Annotated in this window: 11 protein-coding genes; 1 reads left to right on the top strand and 10 read right to left on the bottom strand. The window is 62.9% G+C overall.

Going from position 1 to position 18,439, the window contains the following annotated elements; genetic code table 11:
* Positions 1-18 precede the first annotated feature (18 nt).
* The 5 genes from DYI37_RS17360 to DYI37_RS17340 all read right to left on the bottom strand — a co-directional run bounded on the left by DYI37_RS17360 (position 19) and on the right by DYI37_RS17340 (position 6,813).
* Complete coding sequence (locus tag DYI37_RS17360) at positions 19-1,575, bottom strand: AMP-binding protein (RefSeq protein WP_116684540.1); 1,557 nt, start codon at positions 1,573-1,575, stop codon at positions 19-21.
* Positions 1,568-2,080: a (2Fe-2S)-binding protein gene (locus DYI37_RS17355; protein ID WP_116684539.1), complete on the bottom strand. Its 513-nt coding sequence runs from the start codon at positions 2,078-2,080 to the stop codon at positions 1,568-1,570. The genes DYI37_RS17360 and DYI37_RS17355 overlap by 8 nt, the downstream gene beginning before the upstream one ends.
* Complete coding sequence (locus DYI37_RS17350; protein ID WP_116684538.1) at positions 2,068-2,898, bottom strand: FAD binding domain-containing protein; 831 nt, start codon at positions 2,896-2,898, stop codon at positions 2,068-2,070. Before DYI37_RS17350 ends, DYI37_RS17355 begins: the two co-directional genes overlap by 13 nt.
* The gene (locus tag DYI37_RS17345) at positions 2,895-5,861 is read right to left on the bottom strand and encodes a xanthine dehydrogenase family protein molybdopterin-binding subunit (protein WP_116684537.1); all 2,967 of its coding nucleotides are present in this window, start codon (positions 5,859-5,861) and stop codon (positions 2,895-2,897) included. Before DYI37_RS17345 ends, DYI37_RS17350 begins: the two co-directional genes overlap by 4 nt.
* A gap of 88 nt (positions 5,862-5,949) precedes the next feature.
* Positions 5,950-6,813: an AraC family transcriptional regulator gene (locus DYI37_RS17340; RefSeq protein WP_116684536.1), complete on the bottom strand. Its 864-nt coding sequence runs from the start codon at positions 6,811-6,813 to the stop codon at positions 5,950-5,952.
* 324 nt (positions 6,814-7,137) lie between these two features.
* Between DYI37_RS17340 and DYI37_RS20590 the strand changes: the two genes are divergently transcribed.
* A complete protein-coding gene (locus DYI37_RS20590; protein WP_116684535.1) occupies positions 7,138-7,416 on the top strand; it encodes an integrase core domain-containing protein in 279 nt (92 codons plus the stop codon).
* A gap of 62 nt (positions 7,417-7,478) precedes the next feature.
* On the opposite strand, the gene DYI37_RS17330 is transcribed toward DYI37_RS20590, so the two are convergent.
* From DYI37_RS17330 to hsdR, 5 genes are all read right to left on the bottom strand, one after another.
* Positions 7,479-8,801, bottom strand: coding sequence for an McrC family protein (locus DYI37_RS17330; protein ID WP_116684534.1), 1,323 nt, complete (start codon positions 8,799-8,801; stop codon positions 7,479-7,481).
* Positions 8,798-11,794 (bottom strand): AAA family ATPase, encoded by a 2,997-nt coding sequence (locus tag DYI37_RS20345; protein WP_116684533.1) that lies wholly within the window; start codon positions 11,792-11,794, stop codon positions 8,798-8,800. The genes DYI37_RS17330 and DYI37_RS20345 overlap by 4 nt, the downstream gene beginning before the upstream one ends.
* Before the next feature lie 261 nt (positions 11,795-12,055).
* The gene (locus DYI37_RS17320; protein WP_116684532.1) at positions 12,056-13,447 is read right to left on the bottom strand and encodes a restriction endonuclease subunit S; all 1,392 of its coding nucleotides are present in this window, start codon (positions 13,445-13,447) and stop codon (positions 12,056-12,058) included.
* The gene (locus DYI37_RS17315; RefSeq protein WP_116684531.1) at positions 13,447-14,937 is read right to left on the bottom strand and encodes a class I SAM-dependent DNA methyltransferase; all 1,491 of its coding nucleotides are present in this window, start codon (positions 14,935-14,937) and stop codon (positions 13,447-13,449) included. The genes DYI37_RS17320 and DYI37_RS17315 overlap by 1 nt, the downstream gene beginning before the upstream one ends.
* A gap of 13 nt (positions 14,938-14,950) precedes the next feature.
* Complete coding sequence (gene hsdR, locus DYI37_RS17310) at positions 14,951-18,343, bottom strand: type I restriction-modification system endonuclease (protein ID WP_116684530.1); 3,393 nt, start codon at positions 18,341-18,343, stop codon at positions 14,951-14,953.
* Between the last annotated feature and the right edge of the window lie 96 nt (positions 18,344-18,439).

Genomic DNA, 18,439 nt, shown 5'->3' with positions numbered 1-18,439 from the left:
TGGTCTTTCGAAAGATGTTCAGGAGAGGGCCGGCTGCCGGCTTTCGCCGACGCTGGTTTCTGCGTCGTATTCACCGGCGACGAGCTTGCGGCGCAGGAGTTTTCCGACCGGCGATTTCGGGATCTCGTCGACGAAGACGTAGGCTCGGGGCCGACGGAAGTTGGCGAGACCGGACGTCTTGCAGTGGCCGTCGAGAGCAGCCTCGTCGATCGGCGCCGACCGCTTTACGAAGGCGGTGACGATCTTTCCCCAACGCTCATCGGGAAGGCCGACGACCGCGACCTCGACGACGTCAGGATGCAGCGACAGGCAGCTTTCGACCTCGACCGGAGATACGTTTTCCCCACCGGTGATGATCATGTCGTCGGCGCGGCCGGTCACGAACAGATCGCCGTCCGCGTCGACGAAGCCTGTATCGCCGGTGAAGTACCAGCCGTCCCGCAGAGCCTTTGCGCTCGCTTCAGGACGTTTCCAGTAGCCTTCGAAACTCTCATCGCCGAGGAGCGAGGCAACGATCTCGCCTTCTTCGCCTGTCTTGACCCGGACCTGCGTATTTTCGGCCCCCAAGGGTACGACGCGGATACGTTGATTGATCCCGGCCCGCCCCGCCGATCCCGGTTTGGCGGCGGCGTTCTGGTCGATGGTGAAGGTGTAGACTTCAGAGGAGCCATAATGATTGACGAAAAGCTCCGGCTCGAACGCGCTCCTGAGCTTCTTCATCAGACCGTCGGTCATCGAGGCCCCGGCATAGCCGAGCTTCGTCACCGTCGCGACCTTGTCCTTCGAGAAGTCCGGATGGTGGACGATGTCGTGATAGAGCGTCGGTACGAGATAGAGATTGGTGACGCTCCGTCTTGCGATCGCGTCGAGAGCGCCCTTCACGTCGAACCGGCGCAGACAGACGAAGGTGCCGCCAATAACCGAACTCGCCAGCAGCGAGCGAACGCCCATCGTGTGGTAGAGCGGCATGACGCCAAGCGTGCATTCGCCGTGGCGGTAAAGGTTCTGCGCGACATGGGCGATGGCGGCCGCGCGCTCGGCGCGGTGGCGTCGGGGCACGCCTTTCGGCCTCGACGTCGTGCCGGAAGTATAAAGCATCAGCGACCAGTCGTCGGCGGACGCGCGCGGACTTGCGTCGGGGCTCGACGACGCCATGAGCAAGGTCAATGATTGCGCTTCGGCGTCCGGCTCGCCGGCCTTGAGCTTCGGCAATCCATTCGCCTTCGCCGCTCGCGCGACGGCCTCGGCTGTCGCGTCCTCAAAGACGATGATCCTCACTTCGGCGTCTTCGATCGCGTAGTCGATTTCGTCCGGCTTGGCGCGCCAGTTGAGGGGCGTCACGATCAGACCGGCGAGCTGGCAGGCCCAATGAAGAGACGCGTTCTCCCAACGATTCTGCAAGAGTGTGAGCACATGGTCGCCGGGCTTAAGCCCAAGCGTGGCTAGGCCGGCAACCAAGGCCGAGATCTTCCCGAACCATTCCTCATAGGTAAGTTCGACGTCGCCGTCGCAGATCGCCAGCGCATTCGGATCGCGTTCGACGCTTGCGATCAGGCTCGTCCCAAGATCAAGCATCTGTTGTCTTTTCCTCCCTGACGTGTGCCTGTGCTGCGAGAGCTGCCTTCACGATCGGCGCATATCCCGTGCATCGGCACAGGTGGCCCGAAAGCTGTTCGCGGATCTCCCGCTCGCTGGCTTTCGGCTTGCGCGCGAAGAGCGCGTCGAGGCTCATGAGAATGCCGGCGGTGCAAAACCCGCATTGCAGCGCGAAATGCTCTCGGAATGCCGCCTGCAGCGGCGACAGTTCGCCCGGTCGCGGCTCGAGCCCCTCGACCGTCCGGATGTCGAGCTTCTCTGCCTGAGCGGCGAGCGTCAGGCAGGCACGAACCGGTTCTCCGTCGATCTGCACGGTGCATGCACCGCACACGCCGTGTTCGCAGCCGACATGTGTCCCCGTCGCACCGACGGCATGCCGGATCAGGTCGGTCAGGAGCATGCGTGCCTCTACGCGCGCTGTCGTCCTTCGGCCATTCAACGTGAAGCCAATCTCGTGGGTTGTTCTACTACTCAGCTTCGGCATGCGACGGCCTCCTCGACGGTTCGGCGCCCGAGCGTGCGAACGAGATCGCGGCGATAGCGGGCGCTGGCATGCAGGTCGTCGCGAGCGTTGAGGCTCCAGGCGAATTCGTTGAGCTGATCGTCGAAGTCGGGATCGGAGGGGTCCGGCAAGGCGACGGCCTGCGGGACATCGGCGACGCCGCCGATCGCAAGGCGAGTTGCGCCGCCAGGCCTTGCGATCGCAGCGCAGGCGACGATGGCGTAATCGCCGTGACGGCGAGCGACTTCGCGAAAGGCGGTACCGGTTCCCATCGGATGCGCCGGCAGGACGATTGCTTCGATCATCTCGCCGGGCGCGACAGCGGTCGCCATCATGCCGAGGAAGAACTCGTTCGCCGGGAGGGTGCGTTTCGCCCTCTTGGATCTCAGTTTGACCTCGCCATCGAGCGCGAGCAGCGCGAGAGGCAGCTCCGCGCTCGGATCGGCATGGGCAAGCGAACCGCAGACCGTGCCGCGCGAGCGCGTCTGGGCGTGGCCGACCCAGGGCATCATCGCGGCGACAAGGGGCAGCGTACCGGCAAGGGCCGCCCAGCGTTCGAGCGCGACCTGGCGAACTCCGGCCCCGATTTCCACCCGGCCGTTCTTCGGCTCGATTTTGGAAAGCGCGTCGATCCGCATCACGTCGACGAGCACCGAGGGGCGCGCCAGACGCATGTTCAGCATCGGCACCAGCGACTGGCCGCCTGCGATGATGCGTGCCTCCTCGCCGCCCTCTGCCAGCGCGCCGAGAGCCTCGTCCAGCGTCTCGGCGCGAACGTAGTCGAAGGGAGCGGGCTTCATGAACCACCTCCGACGAGCGCCTTCAGCCGCGCAAGGAAGCCGGCGCCGGACGCCCCTCCGCCGGCATGGTTCGCGAGCGCCTTGAAGAACTGGCCGATCACCACCCGCGCCGCGCCGTCGAGGAGGCGTCCGCCGACCGACGCGACCTTCCCGCCAACTCCGGCTTCGTAAGTGTAGGCTATGCGTGTTCTTCCCGAGCCAATATCGGTAAGCGTGATCCGTCCCTCGCCCTCGCCGAAGCCGAGGGCCCCGACGGTCTTGCCGCGCAGCGTCACGGCGTTCGGCTCGTCGAGATCGAAGAGTTCGATGTCGGCCTTGTAACGACCTTTCACCGGTCCGACGCCGAGCGTCACATCGGCAGCAAAGTGGGTGTCCGAAATTCTGCGGACGCCATGCGAACCGGGAATGATCGCATCGAGCGTCTGCGGATCGAGGAGCATCTTCCAGACCTCTTCGCGGGTGGCCGCGACTTCGGCCGCTCCTTCGCCGGTCAGCTTGCGCTGGCCGCTCGGGCCAGCCGGCTCGATCTTGCGCGGCGGGTTCTTCGCCTGCGGCTCTTCGCCGGCGATCAGCCCGAGAATCTTCGAGGGGGTCAGCGGAAGTGTGACGCTTTCGGCGTCGATCGCGTCGGCGATCGCATTGGCGATGCAGACCGGCGTCGACATGCAGTTGCCTTCGCCGACGCCCTTTGCGCCGAGCGGCGTGAAGGGTGATGGTGTCTCGTGATGGAGGATCACGGGCTCCGGCACTTCCATCACGGTCGGAATGAGGTAGTCGGCCAGTGTCCCGGACTGGAAGCTGCCATCGGCGCCGTAAGCGTATTCTTCCAGAAGTGCCGCGCCGACGGCATGGGCGAAGCCGCCTCTCACCTGTCCTTCTACCATCGCGGGATGAAGGATCGTGCCGCAGTCGTGCATGGTCACGTAACGGTCGATGCGCGTCTCACCGGTCGAAGCGTCGATCTCGACACCGCAGAAATCGAAGATGAAACCGTGGCAGAGCGACGAGTTGATTTCGTCATCGGCGTTCGGGGCGGCGAGTTCGTCCGGTGTCCAGAAGACCGTTTCGCGGATCGTCTGATCGACGACCTCAGGGAGGGTCCCCGGCGCCCAGTGCGCAGCGGCGGCGACCCGCGAGAACGAGACCGAATTGTCTGGATTGGCCCGTGAGGCGATCCGTCCGCCTTCGAAGGCGATGTCGTCCGGCACCGTGTTCAGCTGACCGGCCGCGACATGCTTGAGCTTTTCGCGGAGACGATCGGCGGCCAGTTTTGCGGCGCCGGCGACGGCGGGTGCAAAACGGCTCGAATAGTTGCCCGAAGCGATCGACCATGCGTCGCGCCCGGTATCGACATCCGCTATGACCGATACCGAGCCGGGATCGAGCCCCAGGGCGTCCGCGACGACCTGAGCGAGGACCGTGCGATGGCCCTGGCCTTGGGGCACGGACGCGACCTTGACCGAGACCGAACCGAGCGGGTCGACCGCCACCGTCGCCGTTGCCTGCGCGCCGTTCTTCGGGCCGGCCTTTTCACGTTCCTCGGGAGTCAAGACGGTCGTGATGTAGCCCATGTTCGAGACGCTCGGCTCGACGGCGGCCGCCAGACCGATGCCGTAGACCCGTCCTTCGGCGCGCGCGGTCTTGCGGCGTTCGACGAGTGCGGCGTATCCACCCTCGGCGATCGCGCGACCGAGTGCCGTTCCGTAGTCGCCGGAGTCGAGAAGAGCCCCGGTCGCCGTGCGATAGGGGAAGGCGTCCGACGGTACGAGATTGCGGCGGATCACCTCGATCGGGTCGAGCTTCAATGTCCGCGCGATCGTCTGCATCAGCCGCTCGAGCGGATAGTAGACCTGCGGTCCGCCGAAACCGCGATTGAGGCCCGTCGGCGTCTTGTTGGTCAGGACGATCCGGTTGCGGATCGAGACGTTCGCGATCGCGTAGGCGCCGGTCATGTTGCCGTGCATGCGATAGAGCGTTGCGGGTTCGGGAGCCCTCAGATGCGCTCCGCAATCCTCGATCTGGTCCCAGGCAAGCGCGGTGATGCGCCCGTCGGCCTCGACGGCGGCCTCAAGTTTCGTCGCACGGTTCGTCGCCGAGACCGAAGCCGCGAGATGTTCGATGCGGTCCTCGATCCATTTCACCGGTCGCCCAGCGATACGAGCGGCAACGCCCATCAGGATCATGTAGGGAAAGACGCCCTGCTTGATGCCGTAGCTTCCGCCGGAGGATGGCGGGGTCTTCAGCCGCATGCGGTTGCCAGGCACCTTGAGCGCCCGCGCGACGACCGCATGGATCGAGAAGGGCCCCTGAAAATTGGCGAGGATTTCATAGGCGTCCTCGCCGGGATCGTAATGGGCGACGACCCCGTAGGTTTCGATCGGTGTACAGGAGTTTCGCGGATAGGCGATATCGACGCCGATCCTGTGGGGAGCGGCGGCGAACGCGTTGTCCGGGTCGCCGTAGGAAAAACGCCGCTCGTTGATGAGGTTCGAGCCAAGAGAGGGATGCAGGACGGGCGCCTCGTCGCCCAGTGCTGCGACCGGGTCCACGACCGCCGGGAGAATGTCGTAATCGACTCCGACGCGTTCGGCGGCGTCTTCGGCCAGATAGCGGTCCGTTGCAAGAACGATCGCCACCGGCTCGCCGACATAGCGTACACGGTCGGTCGCAATCGGCCAGCATTCCACGTTCGCCTTGACGCCGACCGTCATCGACCGGGTCAGTCGTTTGACATCATCGCCGGTCACGACCGCAACGACACCCTCGCTCGCAAGTGCCGCATCGACGTCGACGCGACGGATCTCGGCATGGGCGTGCGGGGAGCGGACGATTGCTGCGTCCAGCGTGTTTGTTGCTGTGGGCAGGTCGTCGATGAAGCGTGCCCGGCCCGTTAGGAGCGCAGCGTCCTCGACACGCGGAACCGAGCGTCCGACCCAACGATCGGCGGACGGGTTGATGGTCATGGTACCTCCCTGACGCCCCTCCCGGCGTCGTTCTGTGGGAGGTTAGGAGCTTTGAAGATGTCATCGCGATCCCAAGGCGTCGCGCGACTTACCGAGGAGTCTCGAAATCGACGGTCTGCAGCCCCGCAACTTTGCGAAAGGCCGTTGGCGAGGATCCGGCGTGATCGTGGAAGAAGCGCGAGAAATGCGCAGGGACCGAAAAGCCGAGTGTTTCGGACACGGACGCGAAACTCGCCGTGCCCTCGGCCACCGCTTGGACGGCGCGCTCCATCCGAAGAACATTGAGGAAAACGCGCGGACTGACGTTCAGCGAGGATTCGAACAGGCGAAAGAAGTGCGCTCGGGACAGGCCGACCGCGACCGCGAGCTTGTCCATGTCCACGACCGCGCCGGGGTCGGCGCTCATTGTTCCGACGGCCTTGCGGATTCGATGGTCGATGATCGTCGACGCAGCCAACCTGAGTGAGGCCGGCTCGTCCCGCCATTCGGCAAAACGCTCGATGACCGCGATCATCAAGCGCGCGATCAGACGCTCGTGTTCTTCCGTATTTCCCGGTTCGTGCACCATCGTCTCTGCAAGCCGGCGCGTCAGCCACCGGATGTCCGGGCTCGTCTCACCCACTGAGCGGACGAAGAAGTCGGGGGCCCCGCTCGCCTTCCAGTTCGGCCGAAACGCACCGAGCCAGCGTGGCTCGATGTAGAGCGCAAGGATGATCGTGGCCGGCTGACCCTCCTTGTGCGCATAAGCATGCGGTTCCCACGCATTGATTAGGACGGCGCTCTCGTCAGATAGCGGAACGACCCGATCGCCGACAGAAAACTGGGTGTCGACACCCTCAACCTTGAGAAGAACGTGGCAGTGCGGATGCGCATGGCGCACGAGCGGACGATCCATGTCGAGGAGCGCGACACGACCGAACGTTCCCTTTGCAAGTCTCAACGCGTTCGACATCGTTCGAGCCTAACACAAAACCCGATAGAGGATGACAAAGAAGAATTTAGCTCTCTCGTGAACGCGTCACGTAAGATGTGTCTACGAAACTAGTTCCGAAGTTTCCCCTTCGGCACCTACGTCAAAATAATTCCGAAGTTTCCTCTTCGGCACCTACGTCAAACTAAAGACGTAGATTGAAGCGATTGCCATCGTAGATCGTGGTTTTGAAGATGCAGTGGACCGTTTGTTTCCAAACGCTGAATGGTATGCTTGATACCAAAAACCGATGTCAGCTTTTAACCTCACGCGCTCCGAAGCGGACCGTCTTCTTTCGGCCCATCCTTGACGGGCTTTCTGAACACGCATTCGGCCAAAAGTCTTGGCGAAACCCGCGCCATTATGGAGGCTTGGCGTAGAGACTATAACGAAGTCCAACCTTACAGCGTGATCGGCCACAATACGCCGATTGAGCTGATGAAATGCTCAGGAAACGCGGTGTCGGCCTGGGCGGAAACCTTCGGAATTGTTTCAGCTGGGCGGTGGAAAGGCGGAAGCCCCTCATCCCCCGGGACTTCTATTGCAGGGCTGACCATAGACTTAGGCTCACCTTGGCCAACCTGAAGGGTCGCAACAGATTCGCAACGTAGATCCGGGAAAGTAACGGAATATTTTAAGAGCATGCATCATGAAGAAGCAATCCGACAGAATCGTAGGCCTTCAACGTCCTGATTGAATAGGTTTTCCAAATTTTTACGTAAAGACTCGATGGCGGAGCTGTCGCTCTCGATTTCGACTGTCGCAATCGTCAATCTATTGCAGTTGTCGAAAGGCGCGATGGTGTGCATTGCTAGGAGAGGCGGCTGGCTCTTTAGTCTGACGTGGTGGGGATAGAGAAGAACGACATTGCGGCAGCGATACAAACGGCTGTAAGCCATGATCTGATAGATGTCACTCTGCGAAACCCCGCGCTTCGGATCGTCAATTTTGTCGGACAGGGGCTTCCACTTCGTATCGATGATGGCTTCGACGATTTCGCCCCGCCGGATGAGAATGTCCGGCTTGGTCAGGAATAGTTCGCTACCGCTTTCATCTCGCAGGCACTTGCGGAAACCGCCTTGGGCAGTCGCCTTGAAGCCCGTTCCCTGCAAAACGCGATCAACGAGACGTGCGGTGTAGGTCTCGAACAGGATATTCATGTCGAACAGCAGGGAGATCCCCTCGGTCTGGCCGCTCGACGTCGTTTGAAACCGATCGCCGAGGAGCATCTTTGCCAGATTGAGGAGTCCCTTCCAGCGAACGTTCGTGCGGTCCAGCGATACCTCGTTCCACGCCAGACGACGCGGATGAACGGGAGTGATATCAGCATAGACCGCCGCAAGCTCACGCAGGGCTCGATCGTTCGAAGCCGAGCGCGTGATCCGCAAAAGCCGCGTGATCGCAGCTTTCATGATCTGATTGAGCGCGATGTCCGGCGAGAGATCGTCGAAGCGACAAGCGAGGCGCTGGGGGCTTGCTGCGAGCACGGTGAACTGGCGACGCAGATCGAGGCGGCCGCGCAGGGTGGGCAGATCCTCCGCGACCTCGACATAGCGCCGCGGCATCCCTTTGCGCACGGCGTCCGTCAGCCGCGAGGCAAAGAGAGCGATCAGGATTTCGAGAAGGTTATCGCGCTGCGTTCCGAGCCCGGTCGCAGCACCGGCGGCGATCGGAAAATCGAACGCGAAGGCGAGCATATGGACAAGCCGGTCGCGGATACGCGTTTCATTCGGCGCGGAATCGCCGGCAAAATCGATCTTCGGCAAGATCTCGAGAACGCAGTTGCCCGCGACGACGACGCCGACGACGTGCCGTGCGTAGAGCCCATTGGCGCGACGATCGAGGGCGACATGACCCAAGCGCGATGCGCTTGCAGCTGCGTGGAGGCGATCGGCGACACCTCGGTTGATCTTGTCATCACCCTCGCCGAATTGCAGTCCGGTCCATTCCAACAGGGTCCGGCGGATCATCGGAATATGTCGTAAGCATTGTCCGCGAATGGCGCGCGCACTGTCCAGCGCACGCGATTCTCGGCAAATGCATCGTCCGACAGCCCCGGAGGCGCATTGAGGGGTTTGCGCTCCAGGAACCGCGCGCCATCGACGTCGCCCAGCACGGACGCGATCTTTTGCCAGTCCTCGAAGAAATATTCGGCGAGCAGCGGGATGACCTTCCGGCGCATCACGGCGTCGACATCCTCGCGGCTTCGACAAGCCATGAAGAAGGCATGGCCGATCTGATGTTCGCGATCGAAGAGATACTCGATACGATCGTTGATCACGCGCAGCATCGCCACGAGGGGGATGCCGGTCGAAGTCTCGGCATCTCGGAGGTGCTCTGGCTCCGGCATCAGCTCGATGAAATCGAACCGGCGCCGCAGTGCCGTGTCGAGAAGCGCGATGGAGCGGTCCGCCGTGTTCATGGTGCCGAGCACGTGAAGATTCGAGGGCACGCCAAACGTGTCGTGCGAATAGGGAAGCGTCACGGTCAGCACGTTGTCTTCTCCCAGCCGCTTGTCGGGTTCGAGCAGAGTGATCAGCTCGCCGAACACTTTCGAGATGTTGGCGCGGTTGATCTCGTCGATCACGAGGACGAACTGGTTCGGGCGGCGAGACGAGAGGTTCTGCAGTGTTTGATCGATCTCGCCTGCGCCATGGCCGGAGGCCTCCGACAAAAGGCGTTCGAGGGCCGCCCGGTTGAGGAGGTCCGACCGGAGCTCGTAGCAGGACGATTGCGTCAACGATTTTCCGTAGATCGCATCGGCGGGAATCGGGTCCTTCGGGACAAGCAGCCAATTGACGGGACGGCGCTGGTCGTAGCGTTCCGGCTCGCCCGGTGCGTGGTAGTAATCGCCGGTCACGATACCGATCGCGCGGATCAGACTGTTGCCGTGCGAAACGACGACGAGGTCACCGACATTCATCTCCAGAAGCCGCCAGACCTGAGCGATATCACCCGAATTGCCGGAGGTTCCGGGTTTTTCGTCGTTCACCCGGCGATAGACTTCGTCGTAGTTTCGATACTTCGGATCGCTCCAGTCGAGGCCGAGGCCCCAGCCGAGAGCCGTGTAGCCGCCTTCGATCGCAGCATCGAACAGATAATCTTCCCAACCGGCCCGTCCGATGCTCATCTTGAACACGCGGCGGGACCCAAGGGCGAAAGGTGTCGCCTCGGGACTGACAGGCTGACATGCGGCAATCCTTGCGCGCTCGGCTTCTGCGGAGATGCGACGGAAGACGCCGTTGACGGGCTTGAGCTCAAAGCCGGCCGACGATGTTTTGGGTTCGGATTGCGGCCCGGTCCCTTCCGCTTCTTCGAGCCCTTGCGTTGGGCGCAGGCCTTCGACGAAATCCTCGTAGGCATAGGACTGGTGGAAGGTCACGAACTCGATCTGTTTGGTGGCGACGAGTTCTGCGTATCGGGCTCGTACAGCTTCCCTGTCATAGAGAGTTTCTTTCCGCCAGTCGTCGCCGTCGATCAACGCAACAGCGTGTCGCGACGTGGCGTAGGTCTTGCCTGTTCCTGGTGGACCGTAGAGGATCAGATTGCGAGGTTCGGGAACGTATTGGATTGACGAAGCCGTGCTGTCGTCGCCGTGCGGAATGTTGCCTGCTGGCATGTCTCCCCCCTCTGCCGGAATGTTCAGAGCTTCTGCGATAGATTTCGAAATGCGATAGGCGACGAGCTTTTGCTTGCCGTAGCCGAGAAGGTTTGCCGGCCCACCGCCAAGCGGAGCCATTCGGACAAGCCGGCGGTCGATCAGAAGAAAGCGCGCGACTGCTATCAGGTCTGTAGTGAACTCGGTTTCCTCGAGCTTATTCCCGCCCGTGGAGATGCGGTATGCAGGCTCGTCGCCGCCTTGCGGAACCATCGGCTTCGGCGCGAAGGCGGTGCCGCTCCGATCGAACAGCAGGATTGGATTTTCCGACGTCTCTTCTTCATCGATGCCAAAATCGGCATCGAGGCACACCCAGGCGAATCCCTGGACGTCCAGAAGATCGCGCGGCTGCCATGTCCAGTCGTTGCGCATCACGGCGAAGATGCGGTCGAGCAGCCGCTGCCATCCTGCGATTTCGTTCGGATCGGACGGGCCGATGTCGAAGATCGGCCTACCAAGGAGGCGTCGAGCGAGGTCGCCCGCCTTGCTGACCTCGACGAAGCACGTTTCGGACGGGTGGCCGGCTGCGCGGACGGTGTGCGTGAGGCAGCGGATTTCGCCCGGCGTCAGCGTCGCGGCTGCCTCGCTTCGCATCGTCTCCAGCTCGGCGGCGGCCCGCGCGATTTCCTTCGTTCCCGGACGGAATTCCCCCACATCGGCGGTCGCCGGCTCGCGTGCGAGCTGGCCGAGGATTGCATAAAAGCGATCGGCAAGCTGCGGCACCTTCTTGTCGATCGCATCGCGCGTCTGCCATCGCAGCAGGGGACCGGCCTGGGGCACCAGGGCATCGTAGACGGCCCGGCCGGTCGAGGCCTCGTCGGTGCCGCGAGCGATGGCATCCGCGACCTTGGCAAGGATCTCGTCCTTGTAGGCCCGCTCAATCCGCCAGTATTCGCCGCTTTGCTGCTGGAAATTCTCGAAGTCCGGCATGCGCTCCAGAAAACTGGCCTTCATTGCCTCCAGCTCCGGCCAGTTCCCGGTTGGTTTGGGTGGCTCGCCGTCCATGAAGCGTTTAAAGAGGCGGAGATAGCTGCGAAGCGCGGTCAGATATTTTTCCGGGATCGTGGTGTCGGAGAGGACAGCGTAACTTCGATCTCCAGCTTTGGCCGCCTCCCGCATGGTGCCGAGATGGGCGATGAGCCCGCGGAGGCCGTCGGCCCGGTAGGCTTCGTCGAGGCTCTGCTGCGGGGCCTTGATCGCGGCGAGCTTGTCTTCGAGATTGCGAAGGCGCGACAAGCGTGTCGACACGGCCTTCTGCGTGCGCCCTCCTTCAAGCAGCCATGTCTGAAACGCTTCGTCCTGCATGATGGCCGTCCCCGTAATACACGCTTAAAATAAATTTTGCACGTCGATAGCGCGGTATGACATGTTTCGAAAGAGGGCGTGAGCAGTCTGCACAGATGTCTCGATCGCTCGCTATTTCGCGGAGACCGCGATCCGTTTCGCGGCTCGTAAACATCCTGGCGTCACGAATGACGGGCGCCTAGCGCGTTGCGTCGTAGGACCAATAGCGCGGTCAGCGCGTTCTCGACCTCGCTGAGATTGGCTTCGGCGGGTGCTGTGGCCTTATACGGAAGCCTTCCGCCGGCCACGCTTCGGCTTCGGCGCTTTCGCGCGCTCGGCGCGGATGCGCTCAAGGAGAACGCTCGCCGGCTCGTCGTTCGGGTCCTGCGGCACCAGCTCGCCGCGGAAGGCTTTTGCGAGGATCGCCTGTTCCAGTCGGTCGAGGAGTTTTCGGGCACGGGCGGCCTCGGCCTCCATGCGGTCGGCGCGAGCGAAGGCGGTCCGAAGCCCGTCAACAATTCGATTTTGAACATCTATCGATGGCGCGGGTAGTTCGAGCGCAAAAAACTTGCCCTGTGTTAGATTGAGGCCGCTGTCGCTGATACCCGTTTTCATAGCCTCAATGCGTTCAAGAGCCTGGGGCGAGTTTAACATGAACGCTAAGAAGGCGGGGCTCACTTCACCCGTGCAACGCAGGCGATACATCTTGTCGGCCAGCATAAGCCGCGGCCTGGTCGTCTCGACGAGGCAGGTTACCCCGCATCGGACCCGTGGACCTGCTCGCGTGACGAGGATGTCCCCCGCTCTTACTTCGATATGGGCGCGCGGCTGGAGATCGAGAGGCAGAACTTTGTTTTCACCTGACTGATAAGCCATCGCCTGGATCGCCGTCGTCTTTAACACCGCCCACTCGTCATCATTGGACGAAGGGTAGTTCTCACATTTTGGACTCCACCCTTGGTCAAGAGTCTCGATAAGGTCACCAAGCTCGGAAATTCGGTAGGCAGACGCAATTTGATAGGCTTCTCGCAATGCAGCGAAGCGCAAACTTGATGCCAGCGCCGCCACCCGGTCCAGTTCCGCCCGCGCACGGGCGATGCGGGCGGTCAGCGCGTCCAGCTTCGCGACGATCCGGCGCTGTTCGGCGGCGGGGGGGAGATCGATGTGAAACGCTTTGACTTCTGGGAAATAGATCGTCGTATGGGTCGAGCCTTCGCCAAAGCGGCGTATGTCTTCGCCTTCCGCAAGAAGCGCGTTGAGCAGGTAGTCTGGGTCGATTGTCTCGCTGCAGGTCCAGTTCACGAAATCCTGGCTCGTCGCCATGTCTCGACCCATCTTCACGACATATCCAACGGACGCTGTTCGTGAGAGGCACACGGTGTTCTTCGGCAACAGGACTGCCGCGGAATTATCCAGCCCCAGTTCTGTGACGTGCTGTGCCGTATCGTTGATGACCTTTCCATGATTGGCTCCGGCGTCCCGAATGCCGATCCACGGAATGTCACCGTCCCAGTAATTCGGCTCGTGGCGGCTTGGCGTGTGCCCGGTTCCGAGGTCTGCGACGTCGGTCAGCGGCGCACGGCTCCAGCCCGTCGGCAAGGGATGCCCCGGATCGTTGACGGATATCGCGCATCTGCCCTTGATGATCGCATCGGTCGCTGCACGGCCTGCCATTACTCCGCCGCCTCCGGCAAATCCGCCGTTTCCGGCATCCCATCCCCCAGCTCTACCAACAGCGCCCGCACTTCGGTCATCGCCGCGGTCAGGTGCCCGTCGATCGCGGCCAGGATGTCCTCCGGCGTCTCGAGCCCGTCCTCAGCCTCGTCGCTGGTGTCCTTCAGCCAGGTGATGTCGAGATTGTCGCCGCGCGCCGCGATGCCCTCGCGGGAAAAGCGCCGGAAGCGGCCGGTCTCGCCCTCGTCGGTCCGCTCGGCACGGCCATGAGGGTCGGCACCGAAGGCGGTGACGAATCCGTCGAAATCGGCGGGTTTCAGCGGGTTGGTCTTGCCATAGGCCGGCGCGCCGGAGCGCATGTCGTAGATCCAGACCGCCTCCGTCGCGTCAGTCAGCGGCGCCTCGTCGGTGGAGCGGGTGAAGAACAGAACGTTGGTCTTCACGCCTTGTGCATAAAAAATGCCGGTCGGCAGGCGCAGGATAGTGTGGAGGTCGCACCAATTCATCAGCCGCTGGCGCAGCGCCTTGCCGCGCCCGTCGTCGAAGAGGACGTTGTCCGGCACGACGACGGCGGCGCGCCCGCCAGGCTTCAGCGCCCGGATACAATGTTCGACGAAGGGAAGCTGGTAGGAGGAGACGCGGTCGGTGATCGTCAGGTCGTCGCGCGTCGGCGGGCCGCCAGCCGGGCCGAAGGGCGGATTGGTGAGGATCAGGTCGGCCTGCTTGAAGCGGGTTTCCGAGCCTGCCGGCGACAGGGTGTCGGCAAGATTTAGGTGGTCCGGGTCGATCGAATGGAGATGCAGGTTCATCTGCAGCAGGCGAAAGGTATCCGGCACGTTTTCGAGGCCGCGCAGGGCCTGCGAGAGCTGGAAGGCGCTCTTGTGTTTATCGTCTGCGAAATCGAAATAGTTGTCGCTCCGCGCCCGCATGTACCGGTCGGCCGCTATCAGGAAGCCACCGGTGCCGGCGGCGGGGTCCTGGATGACCTCGCCGGGCTGCGGCTTCATGAGGTCGACCATGACGTCGATTAGGACGCGCGGGGTGAAATACTGGCCGGCGCCGCGCTTGGTCTCCTCGGCCATCTTCTGGAGAAGGCCCTCATAGGCATCGCCGAAAGCGTCCCGCTCGTCGGAGAACCAGTGGAGGCCGTCGATGGCATCGATCAGCTTTCTGAGGTTCGCCGGCTCGCGAACGATGGTCGTGGCATTCTGGAAGATCGCGACGATGGAGCGGTCGGCGATCTTGGCGCCGTCGCCGAGATCGATCAACGCTTGGCGGTAAAGTTTGAGGACCTCGGTCTCGCTCGCCCTCTTCAGGGCGCCCCAGCGATAGGGCTCCGGAATGCGGCTTTCGTCCTTCTGCTCCGACGCCATCTTCAAGAAGAGGAGATAGGTGAGTTCGGTGACATATTGCTGATAGGTCACCCCGTCCTTGCGCAGGAGCGCACAGAGGCGCCAGAGCTTGTTCACCAGATCGGCGGAAGGGTTCATGCGGCAACTCTCGTCATGCGGCGTTCGGGCTGTCCCAGATCGCCGTGTTCAGGTCTTTGAGGACGGTCTCTAGCGTGGAGTCGAATTCCCGGTCGATGGTCTCGAAGCCGCCGAACTGGGCAAAGAGCGGCTCGGCGAGGAGCTCGGGGTCGCCGACCGGCTGGGCCTTCAGCGCCCGGCCGATGCGGTTCAGCCACTGGCGCTGCTTGGCTGTCCAGGCGCGACTGGCGAGCATCTTCTGCAGGCCGTTCTCGACACGGGTCTCGTAAGGGACCAGCGGATCGCCGATGGCCGCCTGACGCACGAAGCCGATGATATGGGCGGCGATGTCGGCATTGCGTGCCATGCCATAGGCGCGGCGGAGGCCTGCTTCCGAAAAGCCCTCGGCGTCGAGCAGGGTGGCGAGCTCCTTCAGCTCCTTGCGGGTGAGTTCGCGCGGACGCTGGGTGGCGGCGATCATCGCCGGCACGGCGTTCATATTGGCGCGGACATAGGCCTCGAAGCTCTCGATATAATCGGCCGGGCTCGCCTTCTTGCCGTAGTCGTCGACGACCGAGACGACCTCGTCCTCATGCTCGGAAATATAGACCTTTGAGCCGCGCCTTTCGGGATTGGCTGCGTCGAGCACGCCGGCGAGCTGCGGGTGCTTGGCGAACAGCGCGGCGACTTCCTGCGGTGACTCGTCCTTCAGCCGGTCGGCGAGCGTGGGGAGGGGCCCGAGCACCGTTTCCAGCGCTCCGCGTCGCTCCGGGTCGAGATATTTGATACGCTGGCGCAGCTTCACGACGATCTGATCCCGCACGAAGGTCTTGTCCTCCCTGCTTGTCGCGCGGTCGAGATCGGCGACGAGGGCGGAAAAGGTCAGCTTCGGATCGACGACGACCGGCCGCATGTCGCTGACGTCCTGCAGCTTCTCGTAAAGGTCGACGGCATCGAAGATCCGGAAATACTCCTTGCCGATCTCGTCGCAGCGCCGTGTGGCCCGGCCGATCATCTGGTCGTAGAGGATGCGGCTGTTCACCCGGCGCACGAAGACGAGATTGACGATCGCCGGCACGTCGATGCCGGTGGTCAGGAGATCGACGGTGACGACGTATTTCGGACGCGGGTCGTTCTTGAACGCCTTGATATGGTCGAGCGGGCGATCGATCGACCCGGTGATCTTCTCGACAAGATCGTGAGGTTGCGGGCCGTATTCGGCGGCAAGCGCCTTCCGCAGTTCGTCGACCAGGACATCGGCGTGACCGTTGCTCGCCGCAAAGAGGAGCGTCTTGCCCGGCTGGTCCGGCGGGCATTCGGCGGCGATCACCTCGGCGACCGCCCGGTTGAAGGCGCGCGTGTAGACCTTCTTGTTGAACTCGGAGACCTCGAAATCCTGCTGGTCTTCCAGGGTGAACAGATCGATCTGCCCGGTGCGGCGGTCGATGACGTTGACTTCCTCGCCCTTGTCAAAGCTGATCCCGGCCTGGCTGAGAGCCGTCGTGATGCGCCGGGGCGGGCGATGGTCGATGAGATAGCCGTCGATGACGGCCTGACGGTAGCTGTAATGGAAGACGGCGGGTCCGAAGATCTCGCGGGTGTGGAGCGCCGGCGTCGCGGTCAGCGCAACCTTCGTCGCGTCGAAATAGTCGAGCACCCGGCGATAGGCGGAGAGATAATCCTCGAGATTTCGGAAACTGAGGTCTTCCTCGCGGAGTTCCGCGTCGAGCGTGTAGCCGCGATGGGCCTCGTCGACGATGACGAGGTCGTAGGTGCCGGGCGTCGGCCGCGTCTCGTTCGGCTCGTCGAACACCCGCCGGATCATCGCCTGGACGGTCGCGACCTGGACACGGTCGCTCGCCTCGGGAAATTTCTGGTCGAGGCCGGCGACGGAAAACACCTGATCGAACTTCAGGAAGCCGCTGGTATCGGTCGTCGACATGGCATCGAGGGCCTGGCGACCGAGTGAAGTGCGGTCGACGAGGATGAGGATGCGGCGAAAGCGCTTGGCCCTCAGGAAATCGTATATCATCGCGAGGGCGAGGCGCGTCTTGCCGGTGCCGGTTGCCATCGACAGAAGGATCGAGCGCTGGCCGCGAGCTACGGCTGTCTCGACCGCCGCAATGGCCGCCTGCTGATAATCGCGAAGGCCGGTGACGCCGATTTCGCGCTCGGCCAATTCGCCGAAGGCCGGTTCAGTGGCTTGCTCCAAACGCTCCGACAGGTCACGTGGCGAGAACCATTCGGGCAGAGCCACTGCCGGATTCTCGGAGCGTCGGGCATCCCAGAACCAGATGCCCGACTTCGTCTCCAGCTGTTTCACAAAGGGCCGGCCGTTGGTGACGAAGATGAAGGGAACGCGGTAGCTGTCGAGCCCGTCCTGCCAGGGCCCATCGAGCGGCATCTCTTCGCTTGAGAGGACGATGTCGCGCGCGTAGCGGCGGGCCTGGGGGAGATGGCCGGGAACATCGGCCAACTGCCGCTTCGCCTCAATGACGCCAATGCAGCGCCCGTCGACGAAAAGGGCATAGTCGACCCGCCCGCTCGTCGTTGGCCATTCCGCGATCGCCATCGCCTTGCCGGGTAGCGGGCGTGCCCCGTTCGCGTGGCGCAGGGACGTATGGTCGGCCTCCCAGCCGGCGCCGCGCAGATGGTCGTCGATGAGAGTTCGGGTGGTCGACTCGTCAATCTCGATGCGCGCCGCACTCTGCGCGCTATGCATGGCCAAGCGGTCGAGGTGTTGGCGCGGCGCGGTTTCGGCTTTCGCCTGGGTCGCCTTCAACTCGGCTTCGGCCGTCTTGAGCGCGGCTTCCGTTTCGGCCGCATAGCGCTCCCAGAATGAGCGGTCCTCGGCTTCGGTCTTCGCCTGCTCGGCAAATCGCTCTGCCTCATCGGCTGCTTGACGTGCTGCGAGCCTCGCCTTCGCCTCGGAGTCGGCGCTCGCTTCCACCGCTCGGCGCATTTCGTCGAGTTGACTCCTCAACGCCGCCGTCGCGTCGGTCGGCGCGGCCGGAGGAATGAAGGGGCTGGGACAGAACCCCGGCACCCCCGCATAGGTCTGATAAAACCAGATGGCGACGACGCGCGCGATCTTGAGGGCGGCGAGCGCGTCCGATGCCGAGCCACGGTTTTCGTGCGCGGCAGCGTTCCCGGCACGTTTCAAATGAAAGAAGAGGTCGGCGACCTCGCGCGGCAGCACGTCCCGCATCTTGAGGAGGCGCAACGTCTCGTCGAAACTCGGAGAGCGCTCGCGAAGGAGCGCATGCCGCGCAGCGACCTCCTTGGCCATGAACTCGCCGAACTGTCGCAGCCGGAACAGCGCGGCCGGCGGATCACTCTTGAAGTAGCTTTCGGCGAGCGTTGCCAACTTGGCGAGCTCAGGGCTTTCCTCGCTAAGGAACCCGAAATTTCCTTGCTCAGTCTTCATTTCAGTCCGTAGGGCGGCATCGATCTTTCAGTGCTTCCGTGATTGCGAGACGAGTGCGTGTCTCGCGAGCAAGCCTGCTTCAATTTGGAAATGCTT

Source organism: Fulvimarina endophytica (assembly GCF_003403015.1).
GTDB classification, from domain to species: domain Bacteria; phylum Pseudomonadota; class Alphaproteobacteria; order Rhizobiales; family Rhizobiaceae; genus Fulvimarina; species Fulvimarina endophytica.
Note: the sequence above shows the minus strand (reverse complement) of the source record. Positions and strands in the feature narration are given on the sequence as shown.

Excerpts from the sequence above, each read along its gene's own strand:
- DYI37_RS17360 (WP_116684540.1), bottom strand. The coding sequence starts at position 1,575 with ATGCTTGATCTTGGGACGAGCCTGATCGCAAGCGTCGAACGCGATCCG.
- DYI37_RS17355 (WP_116684539.1), bottom strand. The coding sequence starts at position 2,080 with ATGCCGAAGCTGAGTAGTAGAACAACCCACGAGATTGGCTTCACGTTG.
- DYI37_RS17350 (WP_116684538.1), bottom strand. The coding sequence starts at position 2,898 with ATGAAGCCCGCTCCCTTCGACTACGTTCGCGCCGAGACGCTGGACGAG.
- DYI37_RS17345 (WP_116684537.1), bottom strand. The coding sequence starts at position 5,861 with ATGACCATCAACCCGTCCGCCGATCGTTGGGTCGGACGCTCGGTTCCG.
- DYI37_RS17340 (WP_116684536.1), bottom strand. The coding sequence starts at position 6,813 with ATGTCGAACGCGTTGAGACTTGCAAAGGGAACGTTCGGTCGTGTCGCG.
- DYI37_RS17330 (WP_116684534.1), bottom strand. The coding sequence starts at position 8,801 with ATGATCCGCCGGACCCTGTTGGAATGGACCGGACTGCAATTCGGCGAG.
- DYI37_RS20345 (WP_116684533.1), bottom strand. The coding sequence starts at position 11,794 with ATGCAGGACGAAGCGTTTCAGACATGGCTGCTTGAAGGAGGGCGCACG.
- DYI37_RS17320 (WP_116684532.1), bottom strand. The coding sequence starts at position 13,447 with ATGGCAGGCCGTGCAGCGACCGATGCGATCATCAAGGGCAGATGCGCG.
- DYI37_RS17315 (WP_116684531.1), bottom strand. The coding sequence starts at position 14,937 with ATGAACCCTTCCGCCGATCTGGTGAACAAGCTCTGGCGCCTCTGTGCG.
- hsdR (WP_116684530.1), bottom strand. The coding sequence starts at position 18,343 with ATGAAGACTGAGCAAGGAAATTTCGGGTTCCTTAGCGAGGAAAGCCCT.